This is a genomic window from Candidatus Tectomicrobia bacterium, from assembly GCA_016192135.1.
GTDB lineage: Bacteria > UBA8248 > UBA8248 > UBA8248 > UBA8248 > 2-12-FULL-69-37.
Genome location: JACPUR010000015.1, coordinates 1 through 20836, shown reverse-complemented (window position 1 = coordinate 20836; position 20836 = coordinate 1). Strand labels below are relative to the sequence as shown.

Sequence of the window (20836 nt, the reverse complement as noted above, 5' to 3'; positions counted from 1 at the left end):
AAAGGAGCAAGGATCATGGCAGAGCCCTGGAACACAGACATGTGGTTCACCAGCCCCTGGAACTTCGAGAAGGAGGTCCGGGCCGGCATCAAGTTCGACTCCTCGCCCAAGCTGCACGACGTGAGCCTCCGGGACGGGGAGCAGCAGGCGGGCATCGTCTTCAACAAGGACGACAAGATCCGCATCGCCGAGGCGCTGGCCGAGGTGGGCGTGCACCGCATCGAGGCCGGCATGCCCGTCGTCTCGAAGTCCGACGAGCAGGCCATCCGCGAGATCGTGAAGCGGCTCGAGGGCTCGAAGACCCAGGTCTTCAGCTTCGCCCGCTGCATGGCGGACGACGTGAAGCGCTCGGCCGACACGGGCGTGAAGGGCGTGGTCATGGAGGTGCCGAGCTCCACCCACATGATCGAGCGCGCCTACAAGTGGGAGCTCGCCAAGGCCATCGACACCTCGGTCAAGGCGACCCTGGTGGCGAAGGAGAACGGCCTCTACACCGTCTTCTTCCCCATCGACTTCTCCCGGGCGCCGCTCGACTGGGTGCTCGGCCTCCTCAAGAAGGTCGCGACCGAGGGCCACATGGACGCCCTCGCCATCGTGGACACCTTCGGCGTCCTCGCCCCGCACACCGTGCCCTTCCTCATCCGCAAGATGCGGGAGGCCTTCCCCACCGAGCCCTTCGAGCCCCACTTCCACGACGACTACGGCATGGGCGTGGCCAACACCCTCATGGCCATGGCGGCGGGCTGCCAGGTGGCCCACACCTCGGTGAGCGGCATCGGCGAGCGGGCCGGCAACTGCGCCTACGAGGAGCGCGTCCTCGCCATGAAGACCATGTACGGCGTGGACATGGGCCTCAAGACGCAGAAGTTCACCGAGGTCTCCCGGCTCGTCCAGAAGCTCGCGAAGATCCAGATGGCGCCCAACCGCTGCGTGGTGGGGGAGAACCTCTACGACATCGAGAGCGGCATCATCGTGAGCTGGCTCCGCAACTGCGAGAAGCAGTTCCCCACGGAGCTCGTGCCCTTCCGCGCGGGCCTCGTGGGCCAGAGGGAGCCCAACCCGGTCATCGGCAAGGGGAGCGGCATCGACTCCGTCAACTGGTTCCTCGACAGGCTGGGCATCAAGGCGACCGAGGAGGAGAAGATGGCCCTCCTGATGGACGTGAAGGAGAAGTCCCTCAAGGAGAAGCGCCTCCTCTCGCTCGACGAGTTCAAGGAGCTGGCGGGGGTGAAGAAGTAGCGGATTTCGTCTCTAGGGGCGGGTCTGGGACCCGCCCCTACAGAAAGACGGGCAAGGTATTCGCGGGAGCGCCCCCTGGGGCGCTCCCGCTTTTTGGCGCGCTTGCTATCTCGGATCCCACGGCGCTCACGAATCTTTCTTTTCGGCTAGATATAAGAAAATCAGGTATTTTAAGACAGCATCCGCAAATTCTTGAATTCGAAGGGGCAATTTGCCCCCCCGGGGTTGACAGGGGCGCAAAATTTAGTCGACTATATCGCGGCAAGAGACAGGCAATTCATCTCAAGGAAGCCTCCGCATGAAACCGCCCCGGCCGGCCAGGACGGATGAACACAGAGGGTCCGCCCCGGCCTCCGCCGCCCCGGCGAGCGCCGTCGCGCGCCTGGGCGCCTCCCACGGCCTGGCCGAGCAGGTGGCCAGGGCCCTGCGGCAGGGCATCGCCCAGGGGGAGCTGACCGCGGGCGTCCGGCTGGTCGAGGACCGCCTCGCCGCCGCCTTCGGGGTGAGCAAGACGCCCCTCCGGGAGGCCTACCGCATCCTCCAGGCCGAGGGCCTGGTGGAGATCCTGCCCCGGCGGGGGGCGTTCGTGGCCGGGATCGCCGCCTCGGAGGCGGAGGAGCTCTACGAGGTGCGGCTGCTGCTCGCCTCCCACGCCGTGGAGCGGGCGGTGGAGCGCCGGGAGTGGCTCGTCCCCCGCATGAGAAAGCTGATGGAGGAGATGCGCGCCGCCCGCCGGGCCCGGGACGTCTGGGCGTTCTCGGACCGGGACATGGCCTTCCACCGCCTCCTGGCCGAGGCGTCGGGCAACACCATCCTCCTCGCGGCCTACGACGCGCTGAACCCCCGGCTCATGCGCCTGCGGCTGGCGCTGCGGGACTACAAGGGCGAGATGGATTCCTTTCTCGCGGAGAACGCCCTCCTCCTGGAGGCCGCGGAGGGAGGGGAGGCGGGGCGGGTGCGCGAGGCGCTCGGCCGCCTCATGCGGCGCCGGAAGGATGTCATCGCGGCCTCGATCCGCGGCGGAGCGGGCGGAAAGGCGGATGGAACCGCCCCCCGGCCCGGGGGATGCATGGCCGGAAATCGATGAAATGAGGCGCGGGGGGGGAAGCCCTCCGCGCGTGGGTCCATCGGGCGAGCGCCCATCGGATGAAAGGCCGCACTCATGAGCACACACAACGGTCTGGTCCAGCACTTCCGGCTCACCGAGCAGCAGATCATGCTCCGCGACACCGTCCGCAAGTTCGTGAAGGAGGAGATCGTCCCGGTCCGGGCGGAGCTCGACCGCGAGCCCGACCCGAAGAAGGGCTTCTCCTGGGAGCTCCTCCGCAAGGCCGACAAGCTTGGCCTGCGCACCCTGGCGCTGGGCGAGGAGGACGGCGGCGTCGAGGCCGACATCATCACCCGGTGCGTGATGGGCGAGGAGATGGCGACGGGGGACCTCGGCTTCGCCGTCTGCCTCGACCAGATCTGGAAGATCTCGGGCGCCATCGTGAAGCTCTGCAACGAGGAGCAGAAGAAGCGGTTCATCCCCATGTTCCGCGACGACCCCGAGTGCGTCCTCTCCATCTGCATCACCGAGCCCTCGGGCGGGTCGAACTACATGCTCCCCATGGAGCGCAAGGAGACCATCCAGACCCGCGCGCGCTTCGAGAACGGCAACTGGCTGCTCAACGGCTCGAAGGTGTTCATCTCGAACGCCGGCCTCTCCAAGCTCTACCTTGTGTTCGCCATGACGGACCCCGAGGCCGACTTCTACCACCGCTTCAGCGTCTTCCTCGTGCCGAGCAGCTCCCCCGGCTTCTCCATCGGCAAGACGGAGAACAAGATGGGCCAGCGGCTGGTGTGGAACAGCACGGTGAACTTCGACGACTGCACCATCCCGGCGAGCAACCTGGTGGGGAAGCGCGGCGACGGGATGCCCGGCGTCCTCAAGTTCCTGGCCGAGGAGGGGAGCAACATCCAGGCGGGCGCGACGGTGCTCGGCACCGCGCGGGCGGCCTACGAGGCGGCCGTCGAGCACGCCAAGCAGCGCTTCATCGGCGGGAAGCTCATGATCCACCACCAGCTCACCCACCACAAGCTCGCCTCGATGAAGATGCGCCTGGACGCCGCCCGGGCCTACCTCTACCGGGCCGCCCTGAACATCGACGACCCCGAGGAGGAGACCGATTTCTCCATGCCCCCCATGGCCAAGGTCTTCGCCGCCGAGATGGCCTTCGACGTGGCCAAGGAGGCGCTGGAGATCTTCGGCGCCTACGGCTACATGAAGGACGCCCCGATGGAGAAGTACTTCCGGGACGCGGCGAGCTTCCTGCACTCGGACGGGGTGAACGACGTGCTGCTGCTCCGGGCGGCGCGGCTCCTGTACGACCTCCCGGCGGAGATGTACCAGTAGGCGGCCGCCCCCCGGGGCCGGACCGGCCGGAAGAGGAGAGACGATGGATTTCAGCCTGACGGAAACGCAGCTTTCGCTCCGGCAGCTCGCGCACGAGTTCGCCGAGAGGGAGATCCGCCCCGTCGCCAGGGAGCGGGAGCGGATCCAGGACCCCCACAAGCGCTTCCCCTGGGACATCCTGGAGAAGGGCAGCAAGCTCGGGCTGCGAACCCTCGCCCTCCCCGAGAAGAGCGGGGGCGCCGGGGCCAGCATCCTGGACCTGTGCATCGTGGGCGAGGAGATCGCCTGGGGCGACCTGGGCGTGGCGGTCACCTTCGACCAGACGTGGAAGATCAGCCATTTCCTGGACCGGGTGTGGAACGAGGAGCAGCGCGCCCGCTTCCTCCCCGCCTTCCTCGAGGACCACCGCTTCCACATGGCGGTGGGCATGACCGAGCCCGGCACGGGCTCGGAGAACTTCATCCCCTCCGCCGAGGCGGAGCACGGGGTCCGGCTGCGGGCGGCCCGGGACGGCGGCGGCTGGGTGCTCAACGGGATGAAGCACTTCATCAGCAACGGAGGCGTCGCCAAGCTCTACGTGCTCGTGACGCGGACGGACGCCAAGGTCTCCGCCCAGAAGGGCATGACCTACTTCATGGTCACCCCCGGCACGCCGGGGTTCAGCATCGGCCAGGTCCACGACAAGATGGGCCAGCGGCTCTCCCAGAACGCGGAATTGATCTTCGAGAACTGCCGCGTCCCGGACGGGGACCGCGTCACCGAAGTGGGCGGCGGGGCCAAGGCCCGCGCCGGCTCCTTCGCCCGGGGCTCGGTCATCGAGTCCGCGGCGACCGCCCTGGGCCCCGCCCGGGCGGCCTACGAGGACGCCGTCGAGTACGCCAAGAACCGCGTCCAGTGCGGCAAGCCCATCATCCAGCACCAGGCGATCGGCTTCGCCCTGGCCGACTGCTACATCGACTACGTCTCCGCGCGGCAGACCCTCCACTACGCCGCCTGGGAGGCCATGAGGGACGAGGGTTACGACCCCAAGCTGGGCTACATGGCCAAGGTCCACGCCTCGGAGGCCTGCTTCCGCATCGCCAAGCGCTGCATGGAGGTGTGGGGCGGGATGGGCTACATGACCGAGTCCCCGATGGAGAAGTACCTGCGCGACGTGACGAGCTTCCTGCACTCGGCCGGCACCAACGAGGCGCAGCACATCCGCTCGATGCCGTATTTGTAGCCGTTTCCGGGGCGGAGCGGCCGGCTCCGAAACCGGCCTCCCCGCCTTGGGTTTCGGACCATTCGAGGTTATTATCGGCCTGCCGGGGAGGCGCCTGGGCGCCTCCCGGCTTTTTCCCTCTCATCCCCGCGGAGCGCACGCATGCAGGCCGCCTGGCTCGAGTCGCCGAAGAAGATGACGGTGGTCCCCAAGGAGGACCCCGGCCTCCCCCCCGATCACGTCCTCGTGCGGGTGGCCACCACGGCCATCTGCGGCACCGACATCTCCATCTGGCAGGGCAAGATGGCGGCCCGGCTCCCCCTCATCCCCGGCCACGAGTGCACCGGCACGGTCGAGGAGCTGGGGAAGGCCGTCACCCGCCTGAAGCGGGGCGACCGGGTGGTGATCAACCCCGTCACCACCTGCGGGAGCTGCCACTACTGCGTGCGGGGCTTCACCAACCTCTGCCTCCGGGGCGGGCTCCGGGGGCGCGAGGTGGCCGGCACCTTCGCCGAGTACGTCTCGGTCAAGGAGACCGACGCCTTCCCCTTCCCCGACAAGGTGAGCTTCGCGGCGGCCACCAACTTCGTCGGGCTCTACACCGTGGTCTACAGCCAGCGGAAGGCCCCCTACATCCCGGGCGGGCGGGTGGCCGTCCTGGGCGCCGGGAGCACGGGCCTCCTCCACATCCAGCTCGCCCGGGCCGCGGGGGCGGGCTCCATCATCGCCGTCACCCGCAGCCAGTGGAAGCTCGACATGGCGAAGAAGCTGGGGGCGGACCACCTCGTGCGGGCCGGGGCGGGAGACCCCGTCCAGGCGGTGAAGGACCTGACCGACGGCCTGGGCGCCGAGGTGGTCATCGAGACCGCCGGGGCCGCCGAGACCATGCGCCAGGCCTACGGCATGGTGCGGCCGGGAGGCGTCATCCTCCAGTTCGGCATCGGGCCCAAGGCCGTGGACGGCATCCCGGGCCAGGACTACTACTTCAAGGACATCACCGTCATCGGCTCGCGCGCCGGCCTGGCCGAGGACTTCGAGCGCGCCGTCCGCCTCGTGGCCTCGGGCCGCATCGACCTGGAACCCCTCGTCACCCACCGCTTCCCCCTCCGGGACATCCAGCGGGGCTTCGAGTTCATCGAGAAGGGCGGGGACGGCGGCACGCTCCGCGCCGTGATCGAGGTGGGGAAGTAGGGCCGGGCCCCCCGCGCCCGCCCGAAGGAATTCTGGAGAATTCGATGGCGCAGCGGCCCGCGCTGGTCCACGTGGACGACCTCCCCTTCGAGTCCCGGGGCGTTCCGGCGCCCTCCGGCGTGCGCGTGCCCATCAGCGGCCGCCAGGGCTCGCCCCACGCCTGCTTCTTCGCGCGCTACTTCCCCGGCCTCACCCGCCCCATGCACCGCCACGAGAACTGCGACGAGCTCGTCTTCTTCGTGAGCGGCCGGGGGCGCTTCGGCCCGGACGGCCGCGAGGTGCGGGGCGGCCACGCCCGCCGCATCCCCCGGGGCGGGGTCCACTGGCTCCGGAACGCGAGCCCGGACGAGCCCGTGGTGCTGACCGCCTTCTTCGACGGCGCCCCCTCGATGGGGGAGACGGGCACGGTCACGCTCGGGGCCGCGTCGGAGGAGGACTTCCGCTCCATGCCCCCCGAGGAGGGGGCGCGGGTCTACCCCACCGTCCACCTGGACGAGGTGGCGCCCCTGCCGATCCGGGGAGGCGGCCTCCTCCGCCCCCTGCTGGGGAGCTGGTGCGGGGCGCGGAGCCTCCTGTTCCACCTGGCGCTCCCGCCGGGGGCGGCCCTGCCGGAGGGCCTCCGCCTGGGGGGCGAGCTCATCTGCACCCTCACCCGGGGCGCCGGGGAGGTGCACGCCGCGGGGGAGAAGGCCCAGGCCCGGGCGGGGCACTACCAGTACGTCCCGCGCGGGACGGAGTTCGGGCTCTCGAACCCCGGCGCGGAGGGGGCCCTCGAATGCGCGGGGGTGGTGTTCGGCGCCGGGACGCCGGAGGCGGCGGAATGGCCGGTTGAGCAAGCGCGGTAGCCCGCGGCGCGCTTGCCCGCCGGCCCAGCTGATCGCATGATCCCCCGGGAAAGCGGAATTCCCTCTTCCCTCTCGCGGCCGAGGAGCCCCATGCGCCCCGATTTTCCCTTCGTGCACGTGGACGACGTAGAGCCCCTGCGGATGGACCCCCGGCAGGGCTGGGAGATCTCGGACTTCCGCGTCATCATGGACGGCCGCATCGGGTGCTCCTCCACCCTCTTCCGCGGCCTCTTCATGCCCGGCGCCGTCCACAAGAAGCACCGCCACGAGAACTGCGACGAGATGTACTGCGTCCTCCGGGGCCACGGGCTCGCGGGTGCGGGGCCGGACCGGGTGGAGGTCTTCCCGGGCCACTACCACTACATCCCCCGGGGGGTGGAGCACTGGCTGGTGAACCTCAGCCGGACCGAGCCCATCGAGGTCTACGGCATCTACGACCGGGCGCCGAGCCTCGAGGCCACGGGCTACGTCTACACCGGGGACGTGACCGGGGAGGACCTGAAGGCCCCGCGCACCGCCCCCGGGGACCGCAAGTACCACCTCATCCACGACGATCTCGTGCCCGTCTACAAGACCTCGCGCGAGCAGGGCTGGACCCAGGACTACTTCAACCAGCCCATCAGCCGGGAGCACGGCGCCACCACCACCTGGATGCAGGGCTACTTCGGGCCCAAGACCGTCCACATGAAGCACAAGCACCACAACTGCGAGGAGGTCTGCTACATCCTCCAGGGTCATGGTCTGGCGGGGGTGGGCCGGCACCGGGTGGAGCTCCACGCGGGCCACTTCCACTACATCCGGCCGGGCGAGGAGCACTGGCTCGCCAACCTGAGCAAGACCGGGGTCCTCATCGCGCCGGGCTTCTACATCGGGGTGGGGGGCCTCGACGAGAGCGGCTTCGAGTACATCGCCCCGGTGACGGAGGAGGATTTGAAGCAAAGAACGGCCTAGATGTTTTCCCCTCTCCCCTTGGGAGAGGGTAGGGTGAGGGGAAGGCCGGCCGCGTGTCTCTCACCCCGGCCCTCTCCCATAGGGAGAGGGAGGTTCCCCTTTTCATCCGAGGTATCCCCCATGGCCCTGAAGTACCCCTTGATTCACGTCGACGACGTCCGGCCCGAGAAGATGGAGGAGAAGGAGGGCTGGGCCATCTCCGAGTTCCGCCTGCCGATTTCGGGGAAGAACGGCAGCTCCACCACCGTCTTCCACTCCATCTTCCGGCCCGGCTCCACCCACGCCAAGCACCTCCACACCCGCTGCAACGAGATCGCCGTCTACCTCTCGGGCCACGGGGTGGTGGGGCAGGGGAGCGAGCGCTGCGAGGTGCGGGCGGGCCACTGCCGCCTGATGCCCAAGGGCTCGGAGCACTTCTTCTACAACGAGACCAAGGACAAGGAGGCCCTCGTCATCGGCTTCTACGACGGGGCGAAGAGCGTCGAGGACACGGGCTACCAGTTCCGGGGCGGCGTGACCGAGGCCGACCTCAAGATGCCCCGCAAGGCGAAGTTCAGCCAGGGCATCCTCGTCCACCACGACGACGTGAAGCCCGCCCAGATGAACGCGAAGGACGGCTGGTCCATCACCGACTTCCGCCTCCCCATCGGGAGCCACAACGGCAGCCCCACCACCCTCTTCTGGGCCAAGTTCATGCCGGGCGCCGTCCACAAGAAGCACCGCCACGACAACTGCGAGGAGATCTACTACGTCATCCGCGGCCACGGCCTGGCCGGCGCGGGGCCGGACCGCGCCGAGGTGCGGGGCGGCCACTTCCACTACATCCCCAAGGGCGTCGAGCACTTCATGCACAACCTGAGCCGGACCGAGCCCATCGAGGCCATCGGCATCTACATCGGCGCGGGGAGCGTCGAGGCCACGGGCTACGTCTACACGGGCGAGGTGACCGAGGCGGATATCAAGGCGAGAACGGCGTAGGGGGCGCCGTCCTCCGGCCCCAAGGAGGGGAGGGAGATGCGCGGATTCCGGCGGCGGAACGTCTTGGCGATTTCACCGTTGATGTGGGGTTTGGTCTTCGCGGCCGGATGGCTATGGCATGCGCCCCCGGCCCAGGCGGCCCCTCTTCCCACCGCAGAGGTCCTGCTGGGGGAAGCCCTCCAGATTGCCGGGGGAATCAAGGAGGATAATTCGCGCGACCATGCCCTGGGCAATATTGGGGGGACCCAGGCAAGGGTGGGAAAAATGGGCGAGGCCCTTGAGACCCTCCGGAGAATCAAGGATGAGGGCTGGCGCGCCTATGTCTTGTTCTCCGTCGCCGGAGCCCAGGCGAAAGCCGGCAGAATGAGCGAGGCTCTCGGCACCGCGCGGGGCATCACGAGTGAGGGTCACCGATATATGGCCCTGAGCCGAATCGCGGAAGCCCAGGCTTTGGCCGGGAGAATGAGCGAAGCTCTCGAGACCGTTCGGGAAATCAAGGGTTCCTCCTATCAACCCGTGACCCTGGCTGCAATCGCTGAAATCCAGGCAAAGAGCGGGGATCGCAAGGCGGCGGAGGGCGTTTTGAGCAAGGCCCTTGCGAGCGCTCGGGAAATTAAAACCGAAACCACCCGCGCCCGTGTCCTGGCTCGAATTTCGGTTGCTCGATCAAAAGCGGGGGATCGAACGGGCGCGGAAGCCGTTTTGCGCGAGGCCTATGAAACCGCTCGGGGGGCCAAGCGTGATAGCCTGCGCGCCATGATCCTCGGCAGTATCGCGGAAGGCCTCGCGAAAGCCGGCGACCGGGAGGGGGCGGAGGCCGCTTTGGCCCAAGCCATCAAGGCCGTCCAGGAGATTAAGGAAGACTTCTCGCGCGCTTGGGCGCGGCCTGTGCGTCATATGGCCGCCATCGCAGGGGTCCAGGCGAGAGACGGAAGAATGAGTGAAGCCCTCAAAACTGCCCGGGAGATTGAGACTGACTGGATGCGCGGAGATGCCTTGATCGCAGTCGCGGAAGCCCGGGCGGAGGCCGGGGACCGGAAGACAGCGGAGGCCGTCTTGGGCGAGGCCCTCGCCAACGCCCGGAGGATCAAGGAGGACGGCTTCCGCGCCCGGACCTTGGCGGAAATCGCGAGAGTGATGGCGGAGATGGGGATGAGATGACCACCCCCCGCACCATGCAGGCCGTCGTCCTCCACGAGCCGAACCGCTATTCCTTCGAGGCGGGGGTGCCCGTGCCGGAGGCGGGCCCCCAGGAGGCCCTCTGCCGGGTGGGGGCGGTGGCCATCTGCGGCACCGACATCGGGATCATCTCGGGCAAGTTCTTCCCGATGTGGCCCCCCCGGTGGCCCTTCATCATCGGCCACGAGTGGGCCGGGGTGGTGGAGGAAGTTGGCCCCGGCGCGGGCTTCTCCCCCGGGGACAAGGTGGCCGGGAGCTCCGCCGTGGGCTGCGGCCACTGCCGCAACTGCATGCGGGGGCGCTACAACCTCTGCCTGAACTACGGGAACACGGCGGCCGGCCACCGCCAGTACGGCTTCACCGTGCACGGGGCCTACGCCCAGTACATCCGCGCCCACGCCCGCTCCCTGGTGAAGCTCCCGCCGGACTTCGACCTGGGCGAGGCCTCCCTGATGGACACGGCGGGCATCGCCCTCCACATCGCCAAGCGTGGGGGCGTCGGGGCCGGGGACACCGCCGTGGTCATCGGCCCGGGGGCGGTGGGCTCCATCGCCTGCCAGTGCGCCCGGGCGCTGGGGGCGGGGCGGGTGATCGTGGTGGGGCGCGGGCACAGGCTGGCGAAGGCCCGGGAGCTGGGCTTCGAGACGGTGGATTACGAGAAGGCGGATCCCCTGGCCTATGTGAAGGAGGCGACGGGGGGCGTGGGGCCCGACGTGGTGCTCGAGTGCGCGGGCACGGCCCGGGCCGTCCGCCAGGCGGTCGAGATGGTGAAGAAGGGCGGGCGGGTGGTCATCGGAGGCCTCCCGGCCGAGGACGTCCCCCTCCCCCTCAAGCGCTTCGTGCTGGACGAGATCGAGGTGGTGGGCTCGCGCGCCGCCCCCAACTGCCTGCCCGAGGTGCTGGCCCTCGTCCAGGCGGGGGCGCTCCGGCTCCGGGAGCTCGTGACCCACCGCTTCCCGCTGAGCGATTTCCAGACGGCCCTTGCCACCTTCCAGGACCGCTCGGGCGGCGCCCTCAAGGTGGTCGTCGAGCCCTGAGGGGCCGCGCCATGACTTCCGGAGCCTCCGGCGCGCGCGGGGAGAGAGCCGGGGGCGCCGCGCCCTCCCACAACGAGGCGAGCGTGTTCGGGCGGGGCGCACCTCCCGGGGATTGGCCCGAGGGCCGCCCGCCCCGCCTGACCCTCGACACGAGCGCCCTGAACGCGCGGGGCTCCATCCCCGCGATGAACCGGGTCGAGCGCTGGGCCGAGGAGGGGAAGGTCGTGCTCTACGTGCCGCCCGAGGTGACGGCGGAGGCGGAGGCCCACCTGGGCGGCAAGGGCCGGGCGATGTACGCGGGGAAGGCCCGGTCGCTGCACGGCGGGGGCGAGGCGGCCGGGGCGCCGGCCGGGCTGGAGGAAGAGATGGCGGCCGTCCTCTTCCCGCACACCCGCCCCGGGGAGCTGACGCCCGGCCAGCGGCGGGACGCGCGCATCCTGGCGCTGCACCGCTCCCTCGGGAACGACGTCTTCCTCACCCTGGACACCCGCCACTTCATCCAGAAGGGCCGCCGGGAGCGGCTCGCCGCGCGCGGGGTGCGGGCCATGACCCCGGCCGAGTTCGCGGCCTGGGCCGGGGAGAGGCTGGAGGGGTAGGGAGAGAGGAGAATCGCTCTGTCATTCCGAAGGAGCGCAGCGACTGAGGAATCTGCTTTTCAGGTGCAGAAGCAGATTCCTCGCTGGCGCTCGGAATGACAACCTTGGCCGTGAAGAATCTGGAGAGAGATCCCCTACGGCAGGGTCCGCCAGATCTTCTCGTTGGCGCGGCGCAGCCGCGCCGAGAGAAGCCGCGCCACCTTGGCCAGGAGCTTGTAGCTGAGGATGGGCTCCTGCCCCGCGAGGACGCGCGGGTCGATGCGCAGCACGAGCGTGCGGGTGGCGGCCCGGGCGGTGGCGCTGCGCGGAGCTTCCTCCACCACGCCCATCTCGCCGAAGCACTCCCCCACCCCGAGGCGCGCGTACTCGTAGTCCCCGGCCTGGATGGTCACCTCTCCCGACAGGATGAGGAAGAAGTCCTCGCCGGGGCTGCCCCGGCGGAAGATCACGCTGCCGGCCGGGCACAGGCGCCGCTCGCAGTAGCGCAGCAGATGGACGATCTCGTCGTGCGAGAGATCGGCGAAGAAGGGATAGCCCTTCTTGAGCTTCCAGAGGAGATCCTCCGCCGAGAGATTCCCCTCCCGGGTCAGGGAGGCGCCCGCCCCGGCCTGGGTCGGCGTCGATGTCATGCGGGGCTCCCCTGGCGGCTGGGCGAAGGCGGGATGCTCGCGGCGAAGCTGCGTGTTCAGCATGGCAATCGCGCTCCGGGCGGAGGCTGGATGCCTTGCTCTGAAACGTTTGTGACACCTAAGGTTACTATATGGAAGGCGATTCCCTGACGAAATAGGGAAATCCCCCTAAAGGCCCCCCAAGTGTGAAATTACTCACGAAAGTTTGGGACCTCCGTGCGTCGCACGTTGAGATTTTTCTTAGGCAATGGAAAGGCAAGTGAAATCTGTTACTGCCGGTTCGGCCGGAAACATGAGATCATTATGACAGCCGGCTCCCTTGCGTTCGCGGAGCGCCGGGGGACGGCCCGCCAAGCTCATCTAACGCCGCCGATTCAGGCAAGCCCGAAGCCGCCGCCTTCTTTCAATGGACGGGTTGTCCTCCAATCCGCGTTGGGCAATCCATCCGGGAAAGGTGGGGGGTCATGCGCACCAAGGGGATGCTCGTGGGGCTCGCGGGGGTGCTCGGCCTTTCCGTGCTGGGGGGGTGCGACGGGGGCGTGGGCCTCACCCTCCTGGGGGTCGGCGCCGGCGTGACCACGGGGACGGCGGTTTCCTACAGCATGAACGGCATCGCCTACCGGACCTTCGCCGTCCCTCTGCCGCGGGTGGAGCGGGCGGCCCTCTCGACGCTCGCGCAGATGGGTTTCGAGGTCAAGGAGCAGAAGCCCATCGACAGCGGGCGGCAGATCGTCGCCTCGGGGAGCGATCGGGAGATCGACATCCAGCTGGAGCGCGTGACCTCTTCCACGACGCGCATCCGGGTCGTGGTGACCGAGGGCGGGTTCTTCTTCAAGGACCGGGCGACCGCGACTGAAATCATCATCCAGACGGAGAAGCTGATTTCGAACGCCGCCGCAAAGAGGAACAACTCATGAAAGGGAAAACGGTTTCCGGTGCGCTGTGCCTGATGCTCGCGGCTTCGCTCCTCGGGGCTCCGCAGGCGCGGGGGCAGGAGAATCCGGCCCTGGGCGGGGAGGCTTCACGCATGGACTCCCTCGCGGCGTCCAAGGGGGAGGGCCGCGTCTTCCAGAAGCTCTCGGGGGACTTCGAGCCCTTCCTGGGCAAGGACTCGGGCGCCGTCGTGGCCTCCCTGCGCAATGGGACGCCCGTCACCCTGACCGAGACGGTGCCGGGCCAGCCGCCCGCGGCGAAGGCGGTCACGATCGCCCCCACCACGGGCAAGATGGGCTACGGGAACGTGTTCATCTCGCTCGCCCTCGCCAAGAACCAGCTCGCCCAGGCGGGCGTCACCCAGCCCACCCCGTCCCAGCTTCAGGCGGCCTTGACCGGCGGGAGCGTCACGAACAGCCAGGGCGCCACGACCCAGATGCAGGGCGTGCTCGCCATGCGGAGCCAGGGGATGGGATGGGGGCAGATCGCGCGCGCCACGGGGGCCAATCTCGGATCCGTGGTCAGCGGCATGAAGGCCGCCAACCACGGGATGGCGACGGCCCCGGCCGGGGCCGCCCCCCCCTCCGTGGAGGGGAAGGGGGTCGTCAACGCGGGCGGCCAGGGCGGCGCGCCGGGCGCCGGCCGGGAGCACGGGAAGAAGAACGAGGGCATCGTCGGCGGCTCCGGGCGCCCGGGCGAGGGCGCCGGCATCGTGACGGGGGAGGGCACTCCCGCGGGTCCCGGCCAGGGGAACGCCTTCGGCCGGGAGGCCGGGGGCGCCCGGGGCGCCGGGCGGGGGCGCGGGCGGTAAAGAGGCCCCTGCCCCAGGCCCTTTTGCCGGCGGGCCCGGCGTGGTATGGTAGATGAGCAATTCGGTCCGAGTTTCCCGCCGGGCGCCGGCGCAAGGAGTCATGCGATGAAAATCACGGAAAAGGCCGCGAGCAAGGTCAAGGAGATCATGGAAGCCCACGGGAGCGGCTTCGCGGGGATCCTCGTCACCTTCGAGGGGGGCTACAAGCTCGATCTCGTGAAGGAAGAGGACGCGGCCAACTTCGCCAGGATCGACTCCCCGCTCGTGGGCGTCTATTCCACCCCCGAGCACCTGGCCCGGGCCGAGGCCGCCCTCATCGATTACATCGAGGAAGGCCCTTCCAGCGGCTTCAAGGTCACCCGGGAGCGCAAGGAGGGGGACAACCTCCTCGCCACCCAGATCCAGGAGATCATCGACACCGAGATCAACCCCGCGGTGGCCATGCACGGCGGCCACATCACCGTGCTCGACGTGGAGGACAAGAAGGTCTTCGTCCAGATGGGCGGGGGCTGCGCGGGCTGCGGCATGGCGGACGTGACGCTCAAGTCGGGCGTCCAGGCCCGGCTCCAGCAGCTCGACCCCGACATCGAGGTGGTGGACACCACCGACCACGCCTCGGGCGCCAATCCCTACTACGCGCCCAGCAAGAAATAGCGCGGTCGCGGCACCGAATCTCCGTAGGGGCGTTCCATGGGACGCCCCTACATTTTGGGGCGGCTTCGGATGTGGTCCGGGGGCGAGGCCGCGGCGTCATTTGCGGTGTAGGGGCGGTTCGCGAACCGCCCCTACATGCGGGCGGGCATTCCCGGAGTCCTCGTGATTGTTCCTGGATGCTCCTCGCCGGGGCATACATGAGGAGGGGCGTTCCATCGAACGCCCCTACGTTTCTGCCTCGGGTTCCTTATCCTCTGGGTCGATCCGGAATTTCAGCCGGGCGTGGGCCCGGCGCAGGGCCGCCTCGGCCTCCTCGGGCGTCTTCCCCTTGGCGAAGATGAAGCCCAGGTACTTCTCCCCCTCGGGGAGGGGCACCACCCGCCCGCCCGCGTGGATGGCGATCTCCACCCCCCGCACCCCCGGCACCGCCAGGGCCTCCTCCTTCCCCTCCACCCCCCGCAGCACCCCCGCCGCCGGGATGGGGATCATCATGACGCCCGAGGCCTCCCCCTCCCGCTCCAGGGAGGGCGGCGCCACGCCCAGCGCCTGGCAGAGGATGAGCGTCTCGAGCGGGAGCCCGTCCCCGAAGCTCAGGGCCTCCGAGCACCTCCCCCCGATGGAGCGCCCGGCGATGTCGAGCGGCCAGACGCCGCCCTCGTTCAGCCGGAACTCGGCGTGCACCGGCCCCTCGCGGAGGCCCAGCGCCCGCGCGGCCCGCCCGGCCTGGCGGGCGATCTCCTCCTGCTTGGCGCGCGGCAGGCGCGAGGGCGTGACGTAGATCGTCTCCTCGAAGAAGGGCCCCTCCATCGGGTCGGGCTTGTCGAAGAGGGCGAGGGCGTGGAGCTCGCCCCGGATCATCAGGCCCTCGAGCGCCACCTCGATCCCGGGGATGTAGTCCTCGGCCAGGATCATCCCCGCCTCCGCCCCCCCGCGCCCGGCCGTGCCCGGCTCCCGCAGGATGGCCGCGACCCGCCGGAAGGCCGCCTCGAACTCTCTTTCGTCATTGGCGCGGATCACCCCCCGGCTCGCCGAGAGGAAGGTGGGCTTCAAGACGCAGGGGTAGCGGACCGTCCGGGCGAGCCTGGCCGGGTCCTCCTCGGCGGCCAGGAGGCGGAAGCCCGGCGCCGGGATGCCCTCCTCCGAGAGCACCTGGCGGAGCTGGTACTTGCTCCGGGCGGCGCGGGCGGCCCCGGGCGGGTGATAGGGGAGCCCGAGCCGCTCCGCCGCCAGGGCGCCCAGGATGGTGGTGTCCTCGTCGACGGGCACGATGGCGTCGAGGGGGTAGCGCTCCGCGAAGGCCGCGATGGCCCCCGCCTCCCGCTCCGGCTTCAGGAAGTCCAGGGTGAGCGAGCCCCCCGGGTTGAGGTCCCCCAGCACGTCGGGGCGGTCGGTGCCGACCGCCACCCGCACCCCGGCCGCCCGGGCCGCCTCCAGGAAGGCCTTGGCCCGGTAGGTGGCCGTCGTCATCAGGAGAAGCGCGCGCTTCATGGATTCACCCGCGGTCCGGCTCAGGGCAGCACCTCATTCCATTTTAATCCCGGGGGGATGATCCTGCATGGGCATGCCGCCGCGAGCGGGGGGGCGGGAGGAGGAGGGAGCCATGTCCGGCAGGAGAAGGGTCCGCGCGGCCGCCGCCGTCGCCTTCGCGTGGGTGCTGTGGGAGAGCTCGGGGGCGGGGATCGAGCTCCGCTGGAGCGTGGTGGACGGCTTCGAGTCCCTGCAGGAGTGCCGCGAGTCGCGCGGCCGCTACGCCCAGGAGCGCGGCTACAGCCCCACCACCCTCCCCTACACCTTTCTCAGCCCGGCCGGGGGCTACGTCCAGCTGAGCTGCCTGCCCGGCACCGTCGGGAACCCCAACCCCGAGGCGCGGCCGGGGAGGTGAGCGGCGGGGCCTACCCCGCGTGCCAGCCCCCGTCCACGAGCAGAGAAATCCCCGTCACCAGGTCGCTCGCGGCCGAGGCCAGGAAGATGCACGGCCCCACCAGCTCCTCCATCCGGCCGAAGCGGCCCATCGGGGTGCGCAGGCAGATGGCGTCGTAGACGGCCTTGTCCTCCTTCAGCACCTGGGTCAGGGGGGTCTCGATGAAGGTGGGGCAGATGGCGTTCACCTGGATGTTGGCCTTCCCCCACTCGACCGCGAAGGAGCGGGTGAGGGAGATGACCCCCCCCTTGCTCGAGGCGTAGGGCCCGTAGGTCTGGCCGCGCGGGCTGCGGAAGACGCTCCAGCCCATGAGCGAGGCGAGGTTGATCACCTTTCCGCCCCCCGCCTTCCGCATCTCCTGCCCCGCCCGCCGGGTGATGAAGAAGTAGCTCTTGAGGTTGAGGTCGAGGACCTTGTCCCAGTCGGCCTCGGTCACCTCGTCCAGCGTCTTGCGCACGTTCGTGCCCGCGTTGTTCACCAGGATGGTCAGCCCGCCCAGGGCGTCCGCCGCCTCGGCCACCATGCGCTCGGCCGAGGCCATGTCGGTCACGTCCGCCCGGATGAGGGCGCAGCGGCGGCCGAGGGCCTCGATCTGGGCCTTGGCCTCCCCGGCCTGGGAGAGGTCGATGTCGGCCAGGGCCACGTCCGCCCCGGCCTGGGCGAGGCCCACCGCCAGGGTGCGCCCGATGCCCCGCCCCGCGCCGGTGACGAGCGCCTTGCGGCCGGAGAGGTCGAACAGGGGATGCGGCATGGGATGCCTCCTCGCTGGGGAAAGACGCGGGGGGATTCTCCCCCCCGGCCGGGGGCGGGTCAACGCGGGATACTGAACCAGTTTGCGTGAGAGGCCTCCGCCGCCAATATCCCCTCACCCCGGCCCTCTCCCAGAGGGAGAGGGAATGCCGGGTTCGGAATGACAACAGCAGACAGGCCACCACCCGACGCGGAGGTGGTGTCCTACTTTGCAGCGGGCCTGCCTTGTCATTCCGAGGGAGCGGAGCGACCGAGGAATCTGCTTCTCCAGCAAAAGCAGATTCCTCGCTGCGCTCGGAATGACAAGAGTACGGCCGAATCAGGACACCACCAACGCGGAGCCCCGGGGGCGGGGGCGGCGCGAAAATGCTAGGATGAACGACCGTTTGCCAATCCGGCTCATCCGTCCCGGGCCGGCTTCATTGTCCCGACGAGAAGGCGCTCCCATTGAGCCTGGATCCGTCGCTCTCGGTGGCCGTTGTCCTCATCGCGGCGGGGGTGCTGGCGCTGGAGTTCCGCATCTCCGGCGCCGTGACCGAGATCTTCGCGGGGATGCTGCTCGGCTTCTTCGTCCAGGGGCTGATCGCCGTCGAATGGTTCAACTTCCTGGCGCATTTCGGCATCCTCGCGCTGATGTTCATGGCGGGCTTCGAGGTGGACGTCAACCGAATCCGCGCCACCTGGAAGGCGAGCGTGGGCATCGGCATGGCCTCCCTCCTGGTCCCCGTCGCCGGGCTCTTCGCGGTCTGCCACTATCTGCTCTCCCTGCCCCCCAAGGTTTCGCTGCTCATGGGGGTGGGGCTCTCCACGACTTCGCTGGCCTTGACCTACCAGTCCCTCAAGGACCGGAACCTTCTCGGCCAGCAGAGCGGCGCCACCTTGATGGGGGCGGCCTCGGTGGTGGACGTGCTGAGCATGGTCCTCCTCGCGGCCACCCTGGGGAACGTGGGGTGGGGGACGGCCGTCTTCCTGGCGTTCGTCATCCCGACCCTCATCGGGCTTCCCCGCCTGAGCCGGTGGGTCCTGCGGCGCTACCGGGGGAACGCGGTCGAGTTCGAGATGCGCTTCCTCCTGATGGTCCTCCTGGGCCTCGGGTTCCTGTCGGGGCACGCCGGCATCCATCCCGCCATCGTCGCCTTCACGGTGGGGCTGGTGCTGGGCGAGCTGGCCGTGGACCACGAGGAGCTCGAGGTGAAGCTCCGCGGAATCGTCTTCAGCCTGCTGGCGCCGATCTTCTTCCTCCACGCGGGCGCGCAGATGAACCTCCGCGTCATCGATCTTAAAGTGGCGGGGGTCGCCGCCCTTCTGTTCGCGGTGGTGTACGGGCTGAAATACCTGGCCGCCCGGGTGGCCACCCGGCTGCTCACGAGCCTGAACGGCCACTTCGCGGGCGTCCTGCTGAACTACCAGCTCACCTTCGGGATCATCGCCGCGAGCGTGGGCCTGCAGGAGGGCTTCCTCGACCAGAAGCTCTACTCCGTCATCCTGATGGGGGTGGTGGCCAGCATCGTCCTCTCCATGTACCTCCTCCAGGAGGTGCAGGCGGAAGTGGACCGGTGAGCCGGGAGGCGGAGGGCCGCGGGGCCGGGAAAATGAATCGTGCTACGATGGGCCGGATCACCGTTCGTGGACGGACAGGAGGCCGGTTTCACGGGAGCAAGGGGGTCTCGAGGCATGGCCAAGGCAAGCGAGCGGTTCGACGTGGTGGTGGTCGGCTGCGGGAACGCGGCGCTGTGCGCGGCGCTCTCGGCCCACGACGGGGGCGCCAGGGTGCTGGTGCTGGAGAAGGCGCCCGAGGCGTGGCGGGGCGGGAACTCGGCGTTCTCGGGCGGGCTCTTCCGCTTCGCCTTCAAGGGCGTCGAGGACATCTATGAACTCGTGCCGGATCTCTCCGACGAGGAGAAGGCCACGTACGAGATCCCGGCCTACACGAGCGAGCAGTTTTTCGACGACCTGGCCCGCCTGACCGAGTACGAGACCGACGGCGACCTGGCCTCGACCCTCATCGGCGAATCCCTCCCGACCCTGAAGTGGATGCGGACGAAGGGCCTCCGGCTCGTCCCCGCCGCCGGGCGGCAGGCCTTCAAGGTCGGCGGCAAGCTGCGCTTCTGGGGCGGCCTGGTCCTCGAGATCGTGGGCGGGGGCCGGGGCCTCATCGACTCGCTCCTCGACGCCGTGAAGAAGACAGACATCGAGATCCGCTTCGAGACGAAGGCGGCGAGGCTGCTCACCGACCACCAGAGCGGCGCCGTCACGGGCGCCGAGGCGCGGGGCCCGGAGGGGCCCTACGAGGTCCACGCCCCCTCGGTGGTGCTGGCCTCGGGCGGCTTCGAGGCGAACGCCGAGATGCGCTGCCGCTACCTCGGCCCCGGCTGGGAGCTGGCCCGGGTCCGGGGCACGCCCTACAACACGGGCGACGGCATCCGCATGGCGCTCGAGATCGGCGCGCAGTCCTACGGCCACTGGAGCGGCTGCCACGCCGTCCAGTGGGACCTCAACTCGCCCCCGTACGGGAGCCTGACCGTGGGCGAGTCCTACCAGAAGCACTCCTACCCCTTCGGCATCCTGGTGAACGTCGAGGGCAGGCGCTTCCTGGACGAGGGGGCCGACTTCCGCAACTACACCTACGCGAAGTACGGGCACGTCGTCCTCAAGCAGCCGCGGCGCACGGCCTGGCAGGTGTTCGACCAGAAGGTCGTCCACATGCTCCGCGCCGAGTACCGCATCCGCGAGGTGACGAAGGTCGAGGCGGGCACCCTGGAGAAGCTCGCCGAGGGGATGGAGATCGACGTCGGGGGCTTCGTCAAGACGGTGAAGGAGTACAACGCCTCGATCCGGAAGGACGTCGAGTACGACCCGACGATCAAGGACGGCAAGTGCACCGTGGGCATCGACCCCCCGAAGTCGAACTGGGCGCTGCCCCTCGACGCGCCCCCTTACGTCGCCTACGGCGTCACGACCGGGATCACCTTCACCTTCGGCGGCGTGCGCGTGAACACCAAGGCCGAGGTGCTGAACACCGAGAACGCGGTCATCCCGGGCCTCTTCGCGGCGGGCGAGCTGGTGGGGGGCGTCTACTACTTCAACTACCCGGGCGGGGCGGGCCTCACCCTTGGGGCGGTCTACGGCCGGCTGGCCGGGGCGTCGGCGGCCCGGCGCGCGGCCAAGCTCCGGGCCGGATGAGCGGGGAGGGGGGCGCCCTGCCCCTCGGGCGGGCGAGCCCGCCGAAACGGTCCTCCGCGAGGGGGCCCGGCGAGATCGCCCGGCTCAAGTCGCGCGGGGGGTCTAGCCTTGCGGGGTGGCGGATGATCGAGCGTCTCGGGAATGTCCGCGCCTGCACCCCCCCAAGCCCCCCCTTGGCAAGGGGGGGCTTGGGGGGGTGAACGCCATGTTCCGCGACCTGAAAGCCGTGGTCATGGACCTCGAGGGCGTGCTCTACGCCGGGGAGGAGGTGCTGCCCGGCGCGCGGGAGCTCCTCGGCGCCCTGGAGGCGCGCGGCCTCCCCCACCGCTTCGTCACCAACATT

General features: G+C 69.6%; 21 protein-coding genes. 18 read left to right on the top strand and 3 right to left on the bottom strand.

Going from position 1 to position 20836, the window contains the following annotated elements; genetic code table 11:
* Positions 1 to 15: 15 nt before the first annotated feature.
* From HYZ11_05810 to HYZ11_05760, 11 genes are all read left to right on the top strand, one after another.
* Positions 16 to 1239 carry a pyruvate carboxyltransferase gene (locus tag HYZ11_05810; GenBank protein ID MBI3127099.1) on the top strand — a complete coding sequence of 408 codons (1224 nt, stop codon included), beginning with the start codon at positions 16 to 18 and terminating at the stop codon, positions 1237 to 1239.
* Positions 1240 to 1537: 298 nt separating this feature from the next.
* Entirely contained in the window at positions 1538 to 2326 is a 789-nt protein-coding gene (locus HYZ11_05805) for a GntR family transcriptional regulator (GenBank protein ID MBI3127098.1), read from the top strand.
* 75 nt (positions 2327 to 2401) lie between these two features.
* Complete coding sequence (locus HYZ11_05800) at positions 2402 to 3634, top strand: acyl-CoA/acyl-ACP dehydrogenase (protein ID MBI3127097.1); 1233 nt, start codon at positions 2402 to 2404, stop codon at positions 3632 to 3634.
* Between the two features lie 43 nt (positions 3635 to 3677).
* Positions 3678 to 4856, top strand: coding sequence for an acyl-CoA dehydrogenase family protein (locus HYZ11_05795; protein MBI3127096.1), 1179 nt, complete (start codon positions 3678 to 3680; stop codon positions 4854 to 4856).
* Positions 4857 to 4997: 141 nt separating this feature from the next.
* Positions 4998 to 6026, top strand: coding sequence for an alcohol dehydrogenase catalytic domain-containing protein (locus tag HYZ11_05790; protein MBI3127095.1), 1029 nt, complete (start codon positions 4998 to 5000; stop codon positions 6024 to 6026).
* 44 nt (positions 6027 to 6070) lie between these two features.
* Positions 6071 to 6871, top strand: a complete 801-nt coding sequence (locus tag HYZ11_05785) for a cupin domain-containing protein (GenBank protein ID MBI3127094.1) — start codon at positions 6071 to 6073, stop codon at positions 6869 to 6871.
* 90 nt (positions 6872 to 6961) lie between these two features.
* Entirely contained in the window at positions 6962 to 7822 is an 861-nt protein-coding gene (locus tag HYZ11_05780) for a cupin domain-containing protein (protein ID MBI3127093.1), read from the top strand.
* Between the two features lie 120 nt (positions 7823 to 7942).
* Positions 7943 to 8800: a cupin domain-containing protein gene (locus HYZ11_05775; protein MBI3127092.1), complete on the top strand. Its 858-nt coding sequence runs from the start codon at positions 7943 to 7945 to the stop codon at positions 8798 to 8800.
* Between the two features lie 36 nt (positions 8801 to 8836).
* The gene (locus HYZ11_05770; GenBank protein MBI3127091.1) at positions 8837 to 9961 is read left to right on the top strand and encodes a hypothetical protein; all 1125 of its coding nucleotides are present in this window, start codon (positions 8837 to 8839) and stop codon (positions 9959 to 9961) included.
* Positions 9958 to 11016, top strand: coding sequence for a zinc-binding dehydrogenase (locus HYZ11_05765; protein ID MBI3127090.1), 1059 nt, complete (start codon positions 9958 to 9960; stop codon positions 11014 to 11016). Before HYZ11_05770 ends, HYZ11_05765 begins: the two co-directional genes overlap by 4 nt.
* An 11-nt stretch (positions 11017 to 11027) precedes the next feature.
* Complete coding sequence (locus HYZ11_05760; GenBank protein ID MBI3127089.1) at positions 11028 to 11612, top strand: hypothetical protein; 585 nt, start codon at positions 11028 to 11030, stop codon at positions 11610 to 11612.
* A gap of 134 nt (positions 11613 to 11746) precedes the next feature.
* On the opposite strand, the gene HYZ11_05755 is transcribed toward HYZ11_05760, so the two are convergent.
* Positions 11747 to 12241 carry a cyclic nucleotide-binding domain-containing protein gene (locus HYZ11_05755; GenBank protein MBI3127088.1) on the bottom strand — a complete coding sequence of 165 codons (495 nt, stop codon included), beginning with the start codon at positions 12239 to 12241 and terminating at the stop codon, positions 11747 to 11749.
* A gap of 464 nt (positions 12242 to 12705) precedes the next feature.
* Between HYZ11_05755 and HYZ11_05750 the strand changes: the two genes are divergently transcribed.
* From HYZ11_05750 to HYZ11_05740, 3 genes are all read left to right on the top strand, one after another.
* Positions 12706 to 13158, top strand: a complete 453-nt coding sequence (locus HYZ11_05750; protein ID MBI3127087.1) for a DUF3568 family protein — start codon at positions 12706 to 12708, stop codon at positions 13156 to 13158.
* Complete coding sequence (locus HYZ11_05745; GenBank protein ID MBI3127086.1) at positions 13155 to 13985, top strand: hypothetical protein; 831 nt, start codon at positions 13155 to 13157, stop codon at positions 13983 to 13985. Before HYZ11_05750 ends, HYZ11_05745 begins: the two co-directional genes overlap by 4 nt.
* A gap of 105 nt (positions 13986 to 14090) precedes the next feature.
* Entirely contained in the window at positions 14091 to 14639 is a 549-nt protein-coding gene (locus HYZ11_05740) for a NifU family protein (protein MBI3127085.1), read from the top strand.
* A 225-nt stretch (positions 14640 to 14864) separates the two neighbouring features.
* Here HYZ11_05740 and HYZ11_05735 read toward each other — a convergent pair whose 3' ends face one another.
* Positions 14865 to 16127: an ATP-grasp domain-containing protein gene (locus HYZ11_05735; protein ID MBI3127084.1), complete on the bottom strand. Its 1263-nt coding sequence runs from the start codon at positions 16125 to 16127 to the stop codon at positions 14865 to 14867.
* Between the two features lie 112 nt (positions 16128 to 16239).
* On the opposite strand from HYZ11_05735, the gene HYZ11_05730 reads away from it, so the two are divergent.
* Entirely contained in the window at positions 16240 to 16521 is a 282-nt protein-coding gene (locus HYZ11_05730) for a hypothetical protein (protein ID MBI3127083.1), read from the top strand.
* 10 nt (positions 16522 to 16531) lie between these two features.
* On the opposite strand, the gene HYZ11_05725 is transcribed toward HYZ11_05730, so the two are convergent.
* Positions 16532 to 17311, bottom strand: a complete 780-nt coding sequence (locus tag HYZ11_05725; protein ID MBI3127082.1) for a glucose 1-dehydrogenase — start codon at positions 17309 to 17311, stop codon at positions 16532 to 16534.
* Between the two features lie 446 nt (positions 17312 to 17757).
* On the opposite strand from HYZ11_05725, the gene HYZ11_05720 reads away from it, so the two are divergent.
* From HYZ11_05720 to HYZ11_05710, 3 genes are all read left to right on the top strand, one after another.
* The gene (locus HYZ11_05720) at positions 17758 to 18870 is read left to right on the top strand and encodes a cation:proton antiporter (GenBank protein ID MBI3127081.1); all 1113 of its coding nucleotides are present in this window, start codon (positions 17758 to 17760) and stop codon (positions 18868 to 18870) included.
* Between the two features lie 114 nt (positions 18871 to 18984).
* Positions 18985 to 20493 (top strand): FAD-dependent tricarballylate dehydrogenase TcuA, encoded by a 1509-nt coding sequence (gene tcuA / locus HYZ11_05715; GenBank protein ID MBI3127080.1) that lies wholly within the window; start codon positions 18985 to 18987, stop codon positions 20491 to 20493.
* 205 nt (positions 20494 to 20698) lie between these two features.
* The coding region (locus tag HYZ11_05710; GenBank protein ID MBI3127079.1) for a hypothetical protein at positions 20699 to 20836 on the top strand (138 nt) is incomplete at its 3' end.

What these genes read in the sequence shown, in the direction of transcription:
- HYZ11_05810 (MBI3127099.1), top strand. Translation starts at nt 16, where the DNA reads ATGGCAGAGCCCTGGAACACAGACATGTGGTTCACCAGCCCCTGGAAC.
- HYZ11_05805 (MBI3127098.1), top strand. Translation starts at nt 1,538, where the DNA reads ATGAAACCGCCCCGGCCGGCCAGGACGGATGAACACAGAGGGTCCGCC.
- HYZ11_05800 (MBI3127097.1), top strand. Translation starts at nt 2,402, where the DNA reads ATGAGCACACACAACGGTCTGGTCCAGCACTTCCGGCTCACCGAGCAG.
- HYZ11_05795 (MBI3127096.1), top strand. Translation starts at nt 3,678, where the DNA reads ATGGATTTCAGCCTGACGGAAACGCAGCTTTCGCTCCGGCAGCTCGCG.
- HYZ11_05790 (MBI3127095.1), top strand. Translation starts at nt 4,998, where the DNA reads ATGCAGGCCGCCTGGCTCGAGTCGCCGAAGAAGATGACGGTGGTCCCC.
- HYZ11_05785 (MBI3127094.1), top strand. Translation starts at nt 6,071, where the DNA reads ATGGCGCAGCGGCCCGCGCTGGTCCACGTGGACGACCTCCCCTTCGAG.
- HYZ11_05780 (MBI3127093.1), top strand. Translation starts at nt 6,962, where the DNA reads ATGCGCCCCGATTTTCCCTTCGTGCACGTGGACGACGTAGAGCCCCTG.
- HYZ11_05775 (MBI3127092.1), top strand. Translation starts at nt 7,943, where the DNA reads ATGGCCCTGAAGTACCCCTTGATTCACGTCGACGACGTCCGGCCCGAG.
- HYZ11_05770 (MBI3127091.1), top strand. Translation starts at nt 8,837, where the DNA reads ATGCGCGGATTCCGGCGGCGGAACGTCTTGGCGATTTCACCGTTGATG.
- HYZ11_05765 (MBI3127090.1), top strand. Translation starts at nt 9,958, where the DNA reads ATGACCACCCCCCGCACCATGCAGGCCGTCGTCCTCCACGAGCCGAAC.
- HYZ11_05760 (MBI3127089.1), top strand. Translation starts at nt 11,028, where the DNA reads ATGACTTCCGGAGCCTCCGGCGCGCGCGGGGAGAGAGCCGGGGGCGCC.
- HYZ11_05755 (MBI3127088.1), bottom strand. Translation starts at nt 12,241, where the DNA reads ATGACATCGACGCCGACCCAGGCCGGGGCGGGCGCCTCCCTGACCCGG.
- HYZ11_05750 (MBI3127087.1), top strand. Translation starts at nt 12,706, where the DNA reads ATGCGCACCAAGGGGATGCTCGTGGGGCTCGCGGGGGTGCTCGGCCTT.
- HYZ11_05745 (MBI3127086.1), top strand. Translation starts at nt 13,155, where the DNA reads ATGAAAGGGAAAACGGTTTCCGGTGCGCTGTGCCTGATGCTCGCGGCT.
- HYZ11_05740 (MBI3127085.1), top strand. Translation starts at nt 14,091, where the DNA reads ATGAAAATCACGGAAAAGGCCGCGAGCAAGGTCAAGGAGATCATGGAA.
- HYZ11_05735 (MBI3127084.1), bottom strand. Translation starts at nt 16,127, where the DNA reads ATGAAGCGCGCGCTTCTCCTGATGACGACGGCCACCTACCGGGCCAAG.
- HYZ11_05730 (MBI3127083.1), top strand. Translation starts at nt 16,240, where the DNA reads ATGTCCGGCAGGAGAAGGGTCCGCGCGGCCGCCGCCGTCGCCTTCGCG.
- HYZ11_05725 (MBI3127082.1), bottom strand. Translation starts at nt 17,311, where the DNA reads ATGCCGCATCCCCTGTTCGACCTCTCCGGCCGCAAGGCGCTCGTCACC.
- tcuA (MBI3127080.1), top strand. Translation starts at nt 18,985, where the DNA reads ATGGCCAAGGCAAGCGAGCGGTTCGACGTGGTGGTGGTCGGCTGCGGG.